Raw genomic sequence first — 13,591 nt, 5'->3', positions numbered from 1 at the left:
AAGCTCTTTTTGCATGCCTGATTGTAATTAGACAGTTTAGTAGTCATCCTATCTCTTGTAGAAATTTTCCCTTCATCATCGTACCAGAAAGCAGCAATCACTTGCGAAATGCTTTATCTTTTAATTTTTACCCTTTATAATAGAGGGAAAATAGTTGGAAATCCTTGTCGGTTTTTGATGGGAAGGAAGATTAGATGGTTGCTCCGGATGCTGGATCAAATATTCAAATACAAAGCTATAAACACAATGGAAGTTTACACCGCGTGTGGGAAAGTAGCATTGTGTTGAAAGGAACAGAACTTACTGTAATCGGGGCTAATGACAAGACGCAAGTAATAGAGAGTGATGGTAGAACTTGGATTACACGAGAGCCGGCAATATGTTATTTTCATTCCAAGCATTGGTTCAATATTATAGGGATGCTTCGGGATGATGGTATACACTATTACTGCAACATAAGCTCCCCATTTGTGTATGAAGATAACACCATTAAATACATTGACTATGATCTTGACTTGAAGGTGTACCCGGATATGACATTTGATTTATTAGATGAAGATGAGTATGAAATTCATCGGAAATTAATGAATTACCCAGATGTGTTAGATCGAATCTTATATAATAATATAGCTGATTTACAGCACTGGGTACAACAACGAAAAGGCCCGTTCTCACCTGGTTTTATTGATCAGTGGTATGAGCGATTTCTTACCTATCGATTTTAATCGAGCAGCACTAATAATATGGTAACCTTGTTACAATAGTAGCAAGGCTTTTCTACTTTATAAGCAATAAAAAACAGAATAGAAAGTGGATGTGTATGAGTAGTATTAAGCAATATATGCAATATGTAAAACCATATAAATGGAAAATAGTATGGACGATTCTTATTGGAATTGTTAAGTTTGCAATTCCGTTATTAATCCCGCTTATCTTAAAGTATGTCATCGATGACATCATCGGACACGATACGTGGAATGCCGAGGAAAAATTAAATCATTTATTTTGGATCATGGGTGGATCATTTATTGTTTTCTTAGTTTTACGTCCACCAATTGAATACGTTCGACAATACTTAGCACAATGGGTAGGGAATAAAATCCTGTATGACATAAGGGATAGACTGTTCGATCATATGCAAAAGTTAAGTCTTCGCTTCTATGCTCAGACAAAAACCGGGGAAATTATTTCCCGGGTAATAAATGATGTCGAACAAACGAAGAATTTCGTGATGACAGGATTAATGAATGTTTGGTTAGATTTAATTACGATTTTAATTGCAATTGGAATTATGCTAACAATGGATGTTTGGCTAACGATTGTAGCTATTATTCTATTTCCGTTCTTTGGATTTTCGATTAAGTTTTTTTACGGGAGATTGCGTGAGTTAACCAAGCAGCGCTCACAGGCTTTAGCCGAAGTGCAAGGTCATTTACATGAGCGTGTCCAAGGTGTTCCAGTTACACGAAGCTTTGCTTTAGAGGATTATGAACAAGAACAATTTGATATGCGTAATAAGAACTTTTGGAATAAATCATTAGATCATACAACATGGAATGCTAAAACGTTCGCAGTAACCAATACAATTACTGATTTGGCACCGTTACTAGTTATCGCATTTGCCGGTTATCAAGTCATTACTGAGCAACTGACACTCGGAACGATGGTTGCCTTTGTTGCTTATTTGGAACGAGTATATAGTCCATTACGACGATTAATTAACTCATCTACCGTGTTAATTCAGTCTATCGCATCGATTGATCGTGTATTTGAATTTATGAATGAATCCTATGATATCGTTGATCGACCAGATGCAAAAGACGCCGGGCGGGTGAAGGGTGCAATTGATTTTGACCATGTATCGTTTCAATATGATGATGACGAGACAGCAGTACTGAAAGATGTTGATTTACAAGTAGCGCAAGGGGAAACAATCGCCTTTGTTGGTATGAGTGGTGGAGGTAAATCAACATTGATTAGCTTGATACCACGTTTTTACGATGTGACAGGGGGAGCTATAAAGGTTGACGGAACAGATATACGAGACTTTAAGGCACGTTCCCTTCGAAATAACATTGGCATGGTACAACAGGATAACATTTTATTTAGTGACTCAGTAGCAGTAAATATTCGTATGGGTAATCCTGATGCAACGGATAAAGAAGTGATACAAGCAGCTAAAGCAGCTAACGCACATGACTTTATCATGGAACTACCACAGGGATATGATACACTAGTAGGAGAGCGCGGGGTAAAACTTTCTGGAGGACAAAAGCAGCGTATTGCAATTGCGCGGGTCTTCTTGAAAAACCCACCAATCTTAATTTTTGATGAGGCAACATCTGCCTTGGATTTAGAAAGTGAACATATGATTCAGGAAGCGGTTGAAAAACTAGCTTCTGACCGTACAACATTTATCGTGGCCCATCGACTTGCGACCATTACACATGCGGACCGAATCGTGGTAATTGAGAACGGTGAAATTACCGAAATTGGTTCTCATGCGGAGTTAATGGAGAAAAAAGGAAGCTATTATAACTTATATCAGGTTCAGCATTTAGATGACTGATTTCCATATACTGGTTGGGAACTTTTTAACTAGTTAACACGTATTAACTAGTAGGAATTGAGAGGAGGTGAATACAGATGCTACTTGAATTTATATCCGAATTGTTTAGTGATTTTTCACCGATTTACATTTATTTAAGTGTGTTATTTTCCATGATACTTGCACTGCAGATTGTTCCATTTGTCACAGATAGTTTAATGAAACATAGGAAGCTATCCAAAGCGGAACTACATGCTAGAGCCTGTAATACGATTCATTTACAAGAGCCGAAGCCGATGCAAGCAGAAGAGAGAAATTGGCTTGTGAGAAAAACAAAACGAATCGAAGCACCAGATGATGAATCAGATAGTGAATCCTTCTTGTTTCAAACAACATTGAAAAAACAAGGAGGAGCACAATGGAACATCGATCTGTATTCACATTCTTTCGGAAATATAGTTTTATAGGGATTTTAGTACTCCTATTATTCTTAGCTGGGTGTCAGGCATCACCAGACGGTGCAGCCGAATCATCAGGGTGGTTTAATCATTATTTTGTTGGAAGCTTTTCTAGTTTGATTAAGAGTGTAGCTACATTCTTTCATGGCAATTATGGGTTATCAATCGTAATTATCACACTTGCCATACGCTTAGTTATTATGCCGTTCATGTTAAAACAAACGAAGAGTAGCTTGCACATGCAGGATAAAATGAAGGTTTTAAAGCCCGAAATGGATGAAATTCAGCAGAAGTATAAGAATAAAAAAGATCCAGAATCTCAGCGGAAAATGCAACAAGAATTAATGCAGCTATATCAAAAACATAATTTTAATCCACTTGCATCACTTGGTGGCTGTTTACCAATGCTAATTCAATTTCCATTTATTATTGGATTCTATTATGCGATTAGAAGCACACCAGAAATTGCGACCCATTCATTTTTGTGGTTTGACCTTGGAGGAACCGATTATATACTGATTGCACTAGCGGTGTTCGTTTACTTCTTGCAATATAAGGTGTCACAAATTGGACTAGATCCAAAAATGAAAAAACAAATGGCTATCATTGGACTCTTGTCTCCAATTATGATCGGATTTGTCTCCTTAAATACAATTGCTGCACTGCCATTATATTGGACAGTTGGTGGATTGTTTATGGTCGTACAAACATTGATTTCAAAAAGGATTTATGTGGCCCATAAGAGGAAGATGGAGCTTGAGAGTACAAGTGGAGAATAAATAAATCTATATTACTAAAAAGGAGCCTGGAAATTTATCCAAGCTCCTTTTCTATAGTTAGAATGAAGGACGTTATTCAGCTTTTTTATACTCTCTATAAACAAAACGCACATAAAAGAAAAGTGGAATTAAGAGAAGTAGAGCAAGCAAAATACTTTTGAATGGGGTAGGCTCACCTAACGCAAACTCAAATACAGCAGCCAATGAAGGTACTCCAAGCAGATCTATAAATACTGGAATAACTAAAAAACCGATAAAAATCCCTAATAACGCCGAAAAAATAATTTTTCTTTTATTCATTCGATTTCTCCTTGGTTGTGCAGTTTATTATATCTATATGGTAACATACTTTTCCAATCATCCATTGAAATTTCAGAATGAATAAATAATTTATTGCGGTAAAAAGGAGGATTTTTCCATTTTATGACGAAATACATAAAGAAGAAGGGGCGGTAAGTGTGATGAGTACAATATATAGTTTGATAGAGGGAGCTAATAACTAACACATAAAGGTGGAGATCGGTATAAAAATTGCAATGGTTGACGTAACAGTATCAAAAGAAAATCATGATTATAATGAGCGGGAACAGAAAATTTTTGAGGTGCTTATGCTTAATTTAGCATCGCATGCAAATGGTCAGACAGTAAAAATCGGTATGGCAATGAATCCTTTAAAAAAATCAGCAAGTGATTTATTTGCTTCGCAATTTGCCTGGCAAACATCGATAGAAAATGAAGTATACGAGGAATTCGTTGAAGGAGTTAAAAGACGATACCAAGTAGCATTTAAAATGTGTGATTTGGAAGATGTTATGATTAAATTCCAAGAGAATTCTTATTTGGTAAAAGAATAATTTGAGTACATGTTTAAAGATGAAGGAGCGTGGAGTTACCCCCACGCTCCTTCATTATTTACTTTAGTTACTCATTTCTCGAAATGCATTGCCAACGGCTTCAATTGTCTCGTCAATATCAGCCTCGGTATGCTCGGTGGTAATAAACCAAGCTTCATATTTAGATGGGGCAAGATTAATACCTTGGTTCAGCATTAGTTTGAAGAACTTCCCAAACGCTTCGCCATCACTTGCTTCTGCTTGAGCATAGTTCGTAACTTCTTGATCACTTCCGAAGAATACTGTTAATGCACCACGTAGGCGATTAATCGAAATCGTCACACCGTGTTCAGCAGCTTTTTCTAAAATCCCCTTTTCTAAACGGGCACCAAGCTGATCCAGTTTTTCATAAACCCCTTCTTGTTTCAGTACTTCTAAACAAGCAATTCCTGATGCCATTGATGCTGGGTTCCCAGCCATTGTTCCTGCTTGGTAGGCAGGTCCAAGTGGGGCAACCTGCTCCATGATATCCTTGCGACCACCGTAAGCGCCAATCGGTAAACCACCACCAATGATTTTACCCATTGCGGTCATGTCTGGCTCAATTCCATACACTTGTTGAGCACTACCATAAGTGAAGCGGAATGCAGTAATAACCTCATCATAAATGACTAATGCTCCGACCTTATGTGTCATTTCATTCACCGCTTGTAGGAAGCCTGCATGTGGTTCCACAATTCCGAAATTCCCAACGATAGGTTCTACTAATACACAAGCAACTTGATCGCCCCATGTATCCAATGCATGTTGATAAGCATCCAAATCATTAAATGGAACAGTGATAACGTCCTCAGCTACAGACTTCGGAATCCCCGCTGAATCTGGCGTCCCAAGAGTAGAAGGGCCAGAGCCAGCTTGAACTAACACAGCATCAAAATGACCATGATAGCTACCGGCAAATTTAATTACCTTTGTACGGTTTGTAAATGCTCTAGCTACACGGATTGTCGTCATCACGGCTTCGGTACCAGAGTTAGTAAAACGTACTTTTTCTAATGAAGGAATTGCTTCCTTTAACATTTTGGCAAATGTGTTTTCTAATGGTGTTGGTGTACCATATAACACACCATTTTGTGCAGCGTTTGAAATTGCTTCGGTAATGTGTGGGTGTGCGTGGCCCGTGATAATTGGTCCGTATGCCGCTAAATAATCGATGTATTTATTTCCATCTACATCCCAGAAATAAGCACCTTTTGCACGTTCCATGTACACAGGTGATCCACCGCCGACTGCCTTATATGCTCGAGATGGCGAGTTAACACCACCGACAATATGTTTTTGCGCTTCTTCATGCAAGCGCTCTGATTGAGTAAAATTCATGATATCCTCCTATGTAAAGACGAATTAAGTCTAGTTAGTACGTCATCTATTTTAACGCAAGCAGCCAGTAAAATAAATGACAAGCCCTCGGGAGGCGTCACATAGATTAGAATAAAAGGAAGTTTAGGGGAAGATTAGATGAGTCTGATTACGTGGATGTTAATTGCTGCGGTATGTTATGTGATTTCTAGAAGTGTTTATGGATTTATTCAAGGAAAGCGAAAATTTTTAGGGGTGGAGATGCGCGAGAGAATGTTTTCAACAGAGTTATTTTATACCTTAATTATTACCTATACGATTGTCATAATTGGGTTTGGATTAATCTATTTTATTCTATCCTTCGAAGGAATCCTTCTCGTCGAGGGTGGGGAACTGCGACAGGTGAGTGCCATTGGGTCTATGATTCATTCTCTTTATTTCAGTGGTGCTACGATGCTGACGATTGGGTATGGTGATATTACACCGATTGGATTTGGTAGACTATTAGCATTAATTGAGGCGCTAATTGGCTATGTTCTTCCAACTGCCTTTGTCCTTCGACTCGTACAAACGAATCAGGAGCGGGCACGGGATTAGCCATATCCAGGGGGAAAATGCTATAGTGAAAGGGAACAACATGGATGGAGGTATTCAAAATGAGTTTAGAAGTTGGACAATTAGCACCTGCCTTTACCCTTCCGAATCAGGATGGTAAGGCTATTAATCTAGCAGATTTTAAAGGTAAGCATGTCGTGTTATATTTTTATCCGAAAGATATGACACCAGGATGTACAACAGAAGCATGTGATTTCCGAGATAAGCATGAAAGCTTTGGTGAACTAGACGCAGTGATTGTTGGCGTGAGCCCAGACCCAGTAAAAGATCACCAAAAATTTATTGATAAACATGATTTACCGTTCTTGCTGTTAGCTGACGAAAATCATGAAGTAGCAGATGAATACGGAGTGTGGAAGCTGAAGAAGAACTTCGGTAAAGAGTATTATGGTATTGAACGTTCAACGTTTATCATTGATAAAGAAGGTATCCTACGAAAAGAATTCCGTAAAGTGTCAGTTGAAGGACATGTTGAGGATGCACTGAATTATATTAAAGAGAACTTAGCCTAAAGAAGAATGACTCCTTTCATTGGGGGCAGTTTTCACCGATAGGACAGTATAATACTTGTTCTCACACGTATAAGAAAAACTCGCAATCGCTAAAAGATAATCGATTGCGAGTTTTTCTATATTTTTTTCATGACATTGTTATATACACCTCATCTCGTGAATAAGATGAACTAGTTATAGTTGTACAACTACAAAAATGAGGTGTGTATTGTGGGAATGCTAGATTCTGCTAAAACAAGATCAACCTACTTCATCCATATTAACTTGTATTTTTTCTTCAAACGACTGCTAGACATTATAATTAGCGCCACACTCTTTCTATTACTCTCACCGCTGTTTCTCATAATCTGTTATCGGCTTTTTAAAAAGGAAGGAAAACCTATTCTTCATCGAGAGCTTCGTGTCGGAAAAAACAATCGAACATTTACGATGTATTCTTTTCGGACGATGACAACTCCGTCTAAGGTAATCCGTGCATTACCCCCATATCCATTTCCGAGCTCGTGGGAAAAAGGGGTTCCAAACTACTTCAAGATTACACGTGATAAATATATTACCTATACAGAAACTGGATTATGGTTACAGAAGTATCATCTCGATAAGATTCCACAATTAATTAATGTATTAAAAGGCGATATGAGCTTAATTGGACCATGTCCTGAAATTCCAGAAATCGCGGATTACTATAATCGCTATCAGGCGAGGCGCTTACGGGTAAGACCAGGTATGACAGGTTATGCACAAATCAACGGTGCGACCAATGATAATCACGGGAAGAAAATAACGTATGACCTATACTACACGCAGTATTGCTCTTATATGCTCGACGTTAAAATCTTGTATCAGAGCTTGCGACAGGTCATACGAAATATAAATAACGAATTACTAACTTAGGTGCCTTGCACCTCTTTTTATTTTAGCGAAAACTTCTTGGGGTGCGAGACACACCTTAGGTAGCGTATAATGGGGGTAGAATTATCAAAGGGGGTATTTTTTTGGTTATACTATTTTCTGCGAAGGTAGCTGAGAAGCATCAACAGGTATTAGAAGGGGCATATCCGAAAGTGCAGTTTCACTTTTGTGAAGGAACTTTAGAAGCATCAGAATATCTAAATAAGGCTACGGTGTACGTTACATATGGTGATGATGTGGATGAGGAATTGATTAATCAGGCGCCGAATTTACAATGGATATCGGTCTTATCTGCAGGAGTTGAGCGCTTACCATTTGAGTTGATCAAGGAAAGAGGAATTCGTGTCACCAATTCACGTGGTATTCATAAGGTGCAAATGGCTGAATATACGATTTCGATGTTATTACAGGTATATCGCCAGGAAAAATATTTGATGAAAAATGAACAGCAGAACAGCTGGGACAAGAGCTTACGCATGAAGGAAATTACAGGGCAGACAATGGTTGTATTAGGTACAGGAGCAATTGGACAGGAGATTGCTAGACTTGCGAAGGCGTTTCGAATGAAGACAATCGGTGTATCTAGAAGTGGTCGTGCTGTAGAATTCTTTGATGAAACACATACAATCGCTAATCTGAAGGAAGTATTACCAGAAGCGGATTTCCTTGTGTCGGTCTTACCTAGTACGAGCGAAACAAAATATTTGCTAACCGAAGAGCATTTTACCTTTATGAAAAATAGTGCTGTATTCTTGAATATTGGCCGCGGAGATTTAGTGGCAAGCGAAACACTTTTAAAAGCAATCAAAGAAGGGCAACTAGCACATGTTGTTTTAGATGTGTTTGAAGAAGAACCATTACCAGCAGATCACCCATTTTGGCAGGAAGAACAGGTTACAATTACACCACATATATCAGGACAGTCACCGAATTACATGGTTCGTGCCTTAGCGATTTTTCAAGACAACCTAGACAAATTAATCAGCGGAGACCAAGATTTTATTAATTTAATTGATCCAACTAGGGGGTATTAGAAATGAGAATTTATACACGATCTGGGGACAAAGGGACAACGTCTCTTGTTTATGGAAAACGAGTGCCTAAAAATGATTTACGAGTAGAAGCCTATGGAACATGTGATGAAGCAAATTCGATGATCGGTTTAGCATCGAGCTTTTTAGAGCAGGAAACATGGGAAGGGAAAGAGGATTTTCTAGATCAAATGCATCGCGTTCAAACGATTCTATTTCATGTTGGTGCAGAATTGGCGACTCCGAGCGACAAGGAAGTGGCATGGAAGCTAACCCAATCACACATCCAAGAATTGGAAAACCAAATCGATAAATGGGATGAACAGCTAGCGCCATTAAAGAACTTTATATTGCCATCGGGGAACCCGGTATCGAGTGCCTTGCATGTTGCGAGAACTGTAACACGTAGAGCTGAGCGCCTAGCAGTTGGTTTAGGGGAAGAATTACAGAACCAGCTAGTCGTTTCTTATTTAAATCGATTATCCGATTTCTTATTCGTCGCAGCGCGCTATGCCAATAAAGCGCTAGATGGAAAGGAACTTCCACTTCATACAGACATTTAAGCTAGTACTACCTGATAGTAGATAAGGTTATAATATTTAGCGCGTTACAATATACTAATATTGACAAAATTCCACGGGTAAGCGTACACTAATTATAAAGATTATAATCTAATAATCGTATTGGTCTTGAACTAAATCATGAAAGCGAGGTGCATGACGTGTCTGAAAAAAGACTTCAAAAAGCGATCGATACATTAAAAGAGTCAGGTGTCCGAATTACACCACAGCGTCATGCGGTGCTTGATTATCTTCTAAATTCAATGATTCACCCAACAGCTGATGATATTTATAAAGCGCTCGAGGGCAAATTCCCTAATATGAGTGTAGCAACTGTTTATAATAATTTACGCGTACTACGTGAGATTGGATTAGTTCGTGAATTAACCTATGGTGACTCATCCAGCCGATTTGAATGCAATTTGACCGAGCATTATCATATTATTTGCCAGTCTTGCGGAAAAATTGTGGATTTCCATTATCCATCCTTGGATGAAGTAGAATCCTTAGCGGAAAAGGTGACTGGATTTGAAGTAAGTCATCATCGAATGGAAGTTTACGGTACATGTGAAGAATGTCAGCAGCATGAAACACAAAAACATTAATCAAGTAAGCCCTATTGCAGTAAATGCAGTAGGGCTATTTTTATGGGGAAGGGATTATTCAAGCTTTACTTCAACCCATTCCTTCACACTATTAATAAACCAGATCCCAGAACATGCCGGTAATTCTTCGACCTTAATGACTCGTTCTGTAATTCGGCCTTCTTCGAGTAACGACTCGCGATACGTTCCTGCAAGAAGCCCACAAGCAACTGGTGGAGTATAGAAGGCACCAGCTATTTCTACCACCACATTCCCCTTCGTAAATTCGGTCAGCTCATTCTTCTCATTCCATAATAAAACGTCAAACACATCAGGAAACGCCTTGCGTGCATTCTCATAAAGAACACGATTAGTAGTCTTGTGATAAAGAAAAATGGAGGAACTGTTAATCGGTTGCTTGGCTAACGCTACTTTTGCACCATCAAGCGTTTCACTAGTTTCATGTAATACTTCTACATGTAGTGTTCCGTTTTTACTTAATAAGACGCGAACCTTCCATTTCCCGCCTGGATGTTGCTTGCTTATGTCAGTAAGCTGCTGGGTGAGGGAATTACGATCAAATGGAAAATCAAAATATGAAGCGGAACGTTCTAAGCGATTCATGTGATTTTCTATCACAAGATATTGTCCGCTAGATAGCGCAATTGTCTCTAATAGCTTAAAATCCTGCTGCTTATTCGTTAGTACTTTCGCCTTCGTTAATACCTCTTCATATTCCTCGGTCTCATCAGAGTCCCACGTTATCCCACCACCAACGCCATATGTAGCTTTGCCAAGACTATCAATTGAAACGGTACGAATGGGAACATTGAATATCGCTTCATTCTCTGGGGTGATATAGCCAATCGCTCCACAGTATACATTGCGAGGGCTAGTTTCAAGCTCATTAATAATGTTCATCGTACTAATCTTCGGTGCCCCGGTAATCGAACCGCATGGAAAAAGCGCCTTAAAGATATCCGGAATAGTCTTCGCGGCATCAATTTCCGCAGTAACAGTTGAAGTCATTTGATAAACAGTTGGATATTTCTCGATAGAAAATAACTCCGGCACACGAACAGTACCTGGCCGTGCGATCATACCTAAATCATTCCGCAGTAAATCTACTATCATAACGTTCTCAGCGCGATTCTTTTCTGACTGATAGAGCCAATCTGCATTCTTCTTATCTTCATCGGCCGTTCTACCTCTACCAACCGTCCCTTTCATTGGCTTGGTTGTGATAATACCATCCTTCACATGAAAGAATAATTCTGGCGAAGCGGATAGAATACGGAAGTCACCTATATCAAGATAAGCACTATAATTAGCTGCTTGTGAATTGGCAAGGTGATTGTAGAATGCTACCGGATTTCCGGTGAATTGAGACTGCATGCGAATCGTGTAGTTTACTTGATAGGTATCTCCTTGACGGATGTACGCTTTAATTTGCTTAATGGCATTATGATAATCTTGAATAGTTGTTTTTGGCTGCCAATCAGTAGTATGAGAAGCGTCTTCTGATACTGCTAGTTTTTCTTCCACAGCCGTATTATAAATCCCAAACCACAGTAAGGGCATGGTGATTTCTCCAGCTACTTTCATCGAATGATTAAATGCAGGAGCTGCCTCATATGAAACATATCCCGCAGCATAGCACCCATTGTTTATCGCTTCTTGTACTTTATCAAAAGCAGGAAGTACCTGTTCTAAATTATCCGCCTGAATAATAGCTACTGGATCCGTAAATGTAATTGGCTTATTCCTAAAGTCAAAATGCAGGAATGGATTATGTTTTTGTGTCATCACTAGTTATTCTCCTTGTAGATGTAAAAAAGTTAGCTAATAACAGAAGTCCATCCTCTGATAAAATGGATTCGGGATGGCCTTGTATACCCTCAACCGGAAAGTCTTTATGCCGTAGTGCGGCAATATCACCAGAATCATTTACTGCACTAATCGTTAAACAATCTGGAAAAGAATCACGTGCGACATGTAGTGAATGGTAACGTGTGATACGTAAAGGATTTGGTAAATGCTGAAACATACCTTTGCCATCATGGTTAATCAATGAAACTTTCCCATGTGTTGGTGCATTCGATGGTATGACCCTTGCACCAAACGCTTGTGCAATGATTTGGTGCCCCAAACAAACACCAAGGATGGGATAATCCTTATATAACTGACTTACGAGGTCTAAACAGATTCCTGCATTATTGGGATTCCCTGGTCCAGGTGAAATAAGGATATGGGAGGGATTTAGTAATTTGATTTCCTCTATTGTTAGTTCATCATTTCGTTTCACTACTGTCTCTTCACCGAGCTGGTAAATGTATTGCACTAAATTGTATGTAAAGGAATCATAATTATCAATGACTAGTATCAATGCATTCCCTCATTCCTAGTAATTTTAATAAAAAAACATCTACCCAAGAAAGGCAGATGTTAGGTTGTCTTGTTGTTTTGATCCTCTTTAAGTTCTTTACGGTATTTTCGTGTATTGTATTTTTCATCAAATTCTTTACCTTCAAGCTCTTTATCTAACGTTAATGGCTGCTTGCAATGCATACACGCATCAACACGTCCCAGCATTTTCGTTGGTTTTTCACAGGAAGGGCAGATAATTGGAATCGCCTTAGTCGATAACATTCCAATCCAGAAATAAACCACGGTACTAAGCAGAATGGATATGATACCGATAATGAAAAACAATACCATTGCCCACTCGAATTTCTTTAAAAGTAACCCTATGTACATCAATACAATTCCTGCAAAAACTAAGATTAATGCAAAGGATCGTATCTTGTTAATCTTACTAGAATAAACCAATTGCGCCATGCCAATTAATTCCTCCTCACTTCGTAATGCTAGTATAGCATATTTCTGATAATTTATAGAATGGTTTTTCCAATACTGTACATATTATAGGAAGAAACAATCTACTGTACAATTTTGTGGATAGGGATATGGTTTTAACTATTAAAAGAAACTTATCTATCAATTTTAATGGTAGCCTGTGATATGAACTATCTATTGTATAACTATAATGCCCTTCGAAGTACCGAAAACTAATTAACGACAAATATTAGTTAAATATCTTGTGAAATGTTGTTGACATTCACTAGGAATACGTGATATATTATTTGAGTCGCTGATTTGAGAAGCGGCATCAAGTATGAAAATATTAGTGAATAAAGTTGTTGACATAATATCGACAGCATGTTATGATATAAAAGTTGTCGCTAAAACAACAAATGATTATTTTGCTCTTTGAAAACTGAACAAAACAACCAGTATGTCAAGAAAAAACATACCCTGTTTTTTCTATTAAAAGAAATATAGAAGCTAGCGCTTCTTTGCTAAGAACTTTCCTATAATGGATTGGTGTCCATTATAGACA

16 protein-coding genes are annotated in these 13,591 nt (G+C 38.4%); 11 read left to right on the top strand and 5 right to left on the bottom strand.

All coding sequences use genetic code 11. The features are described 5' to 3' along the window. The first annotated feature begins 194 nt into the window (after window positions 1-194). From ntdP to yidC, 4 genes are all read left to right on the top strand, one after another. The gene (gene ntdP / locus JF53_RS03965) at window positions 195-725 is read left to right on the top strand and encodes a nucleoside tri-diphosphate phosphatase (RefSeq protein WP_047981085.1); all 531 of its coding nucleotides are present in this window, start codon (window positions 195-197) and stop codon (window positions 723-725) included. A 95-nt stretch (window positions 726-820) separates the two neighbouring features. Then, window positions 821-2,569 carry an ABC transporter ATP-binding protein gene (locus JF53_RS03960; protein WP_047981086.1) on the top strand — a complete coding sequence of 583 codons (1,749 nt, stop codon included), beginning with the start codon at window positions 821-823 and terminating at the stop codon, window positions 2,567-2,569. Window positions 2,570-2,646: 77 nt separating this feature from the next. Beyond that, entirely contained in the window at window positions 2,647-3,015 is a 369-nt protein-coding gene (locus tag JF53_RS03955) for a hypothetical protein (protein WP_047981087.1), read from the top strand. Next, the gene (yidC, locus tag JF53_RS03950) at window positions 2,967-3,785 is read left to right on the top strand and encodes a membrane protein insertase YidC (RefSeq protein ID WP_047981088.1); all 819 of its coding nucleotides are present in this window, start codon (window positions 2,967-2,969) and stop codon (window positions 3,783-3,785) included. The genes JF53_RS03955 and yidC overlap by 49 nt, the downstream gene beginning before the upstream one ends. Window positions 3,786-3,857: 72 nt before the next feature. Here the strand turns inward: yidC and JF53_RS03945 are convergent, their stop codons facing one another. Beyond that, a complete protein-coding gene (locus tag JF53_RS03945) occupies window positions 3,858-4,085 on the bottom strand; it encodes a hypothetical protein (RefSeq protein WP_047981089.1) in 228 nt (75 codons plus the stop codon). Between the two features lie 236 nt (window positions 4,086-4,321). Here JF53_RS03945 and JF53_RS03940 point away from each other — a divergent pair, with 236 nt between their 5' ends. Next, entirely contained in the window at window positions 4,322-4,639 is a 318-nt protein-coding gene (locus JF53_RS03940) for a hypothetical protein (protein ID WP_053351192.1), read from the top strand. Between the two features lie 63 nt (window positions 4,640-4,702). Here JF53_RS03940 and JF53_RS03935 read toward each other — a convergent pair whose 3' ends face one another. Then, entirely contained in the window at window positions 4,703-5,998 is a 1,296-nt protein-coding gene (locus tag JF53_RS03935; protein WP_047981091.1) for a glutamate-1-semialdehyde 2,1-aminomutase, read from the bottom strand. 138 nt (window positions 5,999-6,136) lie between these two features. Here JF53_RS03935 and JF53_RS03930 point away from each other — a divergent pair, with 138 nt between their 5' ends. From JF53_RS03930 to perR, 6 genes are all read left to right on the top strand, one after another. Next, a complete protein-coding gene (locus JF53_RS03930; RefSeq protein WP_047981092.1) occupies window positions 6,137-6,574 on the top strand; it encodes a potassium channel family protein in 438 nt (145 codons plus the stop codon). A 59-nt stretch (window positions 6,575-6,633) separates the two neighbouring features. Continuing rightward, a complete protein-coding gene (bcp, locus tag JF53_RS03925; RefSeq protein WP_047981093.1) occupies window positions 6,634-7,104 on the top strand; it encodes a thioredoxin-dependent thiol peroxidase in 471 nt (156 codons plus the stop codon). 216 nt (window positions 7,105-7,320) lie between these two features. Further along, window positions 7,321-7,998: a sugar transferase gene (locus JF53_RS03920; RefSeq protein ID WP_236686902.1), complete on the top strand. Its 678-nt coding sequence runs from the start codon at window positions 7,321-7,323 to the stop codon at window positions 7,996-7,998. A gap of 101 nt (window positions 7,999-8,099) precedes the next feature. Beyond that, window positions 8,100-9,050, top strand: a complete 951-nt coding sequence (locus tag JF53_RS03915; RefSeq protein ID WP_047981094.1) for a D-2-hydroxyacid dehydrogenase — start codon at window positions 8,100-8,102, stop codon at window positions 9,048-9,050. Window positions 9,051-9,052: 2 nt separating this feature from the next. Further along, the gene (locus tag JF53_RS03910; protein ID WP_047981095.1) at window positions 9,053-9,610 is read left to right on the top strand and encodes a cob(I)yrinic acid a,c-diamide adenosyltransferase; all 558 of its coding nucleotides are present in this window, start codon (window positions 9,053-9,055) and stop codon (window positions 9,608-9,610) included. 158 nt (window positions 9,611-9,768) lie between these two features. Then, entirely contained in the window at window positions 9,769-10,212 is a 444-nt protein-coding gene (perR, locus tag JF53_RS03905; RefSeq protein ID WP_047981096.1) for a peroxide-responsive transcriptional repressor PerR, read from the top strand. Window positions 10,213-10,266: 54 nt separating this feature from the next. Here the strand turns inward: perR and pabB are convergent, their stop codons facing one another. From pabB to JF53_RS03890, 3 genes are read right to left on the bottom strand one after another with little or no spacing between them, the layout of a single operon-like run. After that, window positions 10,267-11,997: an aminodeoxychorismate synthase component I gene (gene pabB / locus JF53_RS03900; RefSeq protein ID WP_047981097.1), complete on the bottom strand. Its 1,731-nt coding sequence runs from the start codon at window positions 11,995-11,997 to the stop codon at window positions 10,267-10,269. After that, complete coding sequence (locus JF53_RS03895) at window positions 11,981-12,577, bottom strand: anthranilate synthase component II (RefSeq protein WP_047981098.1); 597 nt, start codon at window positions 12,575-12,577, stop codon at window positions 11,981-11,983. Before JF53_RS03895 ends, pabB begins: the two co-directional genes overlap by 17 nt. A gap of 59 nt (window positions 12,578-12,636) precedes the next feature. Next, window positions 12,637-13,029: a YgzB family protein gene (locus JF53_RS03890; protein WP_047981099.1), complete on the bottom strand. Its 393-nt coding sequence runs from the start codon at window positions 13,027-13,029 to the stop codon at window positions 12,637-12,639. Window positions 13,030-13,591 lie beyond the last annotated feature (562 nt).

This window comes from Ornithinibacillus contaminans, assembly GCF_001038425.2.
Lineage (GTDB): Bacteria > Bacillota > Bacilli > Bacillales > Amphibacillaceae > Ornithinibacillus > Ornithinibacillus contaminans.
This window is presented reverse-complemented; position numbering and strand designations above follow the sequence as displayed.

What these genes read in the sequence shown, in the direction of transcription:
- JF53_RS03940 (WP_053351192.1), top strand. Translation starts at nt 4,322, where the DNA reads ATGGTTGACGTAACAGTATCAAAAGAAAATCATGATTATAATGAGCGG.
- JF53_RS03920 (WP_236686902.1), top strand. Translation starts at nt 7,321, where the DNA reads ATGCTAGATTCTGCTAAAACAAGATCAACCTACTTCATCCATATTAAC.
- JF53_RS03935 (WP_047981091.1), bottom strand. Translation starts at nt 5,998, where the DNA reads ATGAATTTTACTCAATCAGAGCGCTTGCATGAAGAAGCGCAAAAACAT.
- pabB (WP_047981097.1), bottom strand. Translation starts at nt 11,997, where the DNA reads ATGACACAAAAACATAATCCATTCCTGCATTTTGACTTTAGGAATAAG.
- ntdP (WP_047981085.1), top strand. Translation starts at nt 195, where the DNA reads ATGGTTGCTCCGGATGCTGGATCAAATATTCAAATACAAAGCTATAAA.
- bcp (WP_047981093.1), top strand. Translation starts at nt 6,634, where the DNA reads ATGAGTTTAGAAGTTGGACAATTAGCACCTGCCTTTACCCTTCCGAAT.
- JF53_RS03960 (WP_047981086.1), top strand. Translation starts at nt 821, where the DNA reads ATGAGTAGTATTAAGCAATATATGCAATATGTAAAACCATATAAATGG.
- JF53_RS03945 (WP_047981089.1), bottom strand. Translation starts at nt 4,085, where the DNA reads ATGAATAAAAGAAAAATTATTTTTTCGGCGTTATTAGGGATTTTTATC.
- JF53_RS03930 (WP_047981092.1), top strand. Translation starts at nt 6,137, where the DNA reads ATGAGTCTGATTACGTGGATGTTAATTGCTGCGGTATGTTATGTGATT.
- yidC (WP_047981088.1), top strand. Translation starts at nt 2,967, where the DNA reads ATGGAACATCGATCTGTATTCACATTCTTTCGGAAATATAGTTTTATA.
- JF53_RS03955 (WP_047981087.1), top strand. Translation starts at nt 2,647, where the DNA reads ATGCTACTTGAATTTATATCCGAATTGTTTAGTGATTTTTCACCGATT.
- JF53_RS03910 (WP_047981095.1), top strand. Translation starts at nt 9,053, where the DNA reads ATGAGAATTTATACACGATCTGGGGACAAAGGGACAACGTCTCTTGTT.
- JF53_RS03890 (WP_047981099.1), bottom strand. Translation starts at nt 13,029, where the DNA reads ATGGCGCAATTGGTTTATTCTAGTAAGATTAACAAGATACGATCCTTT.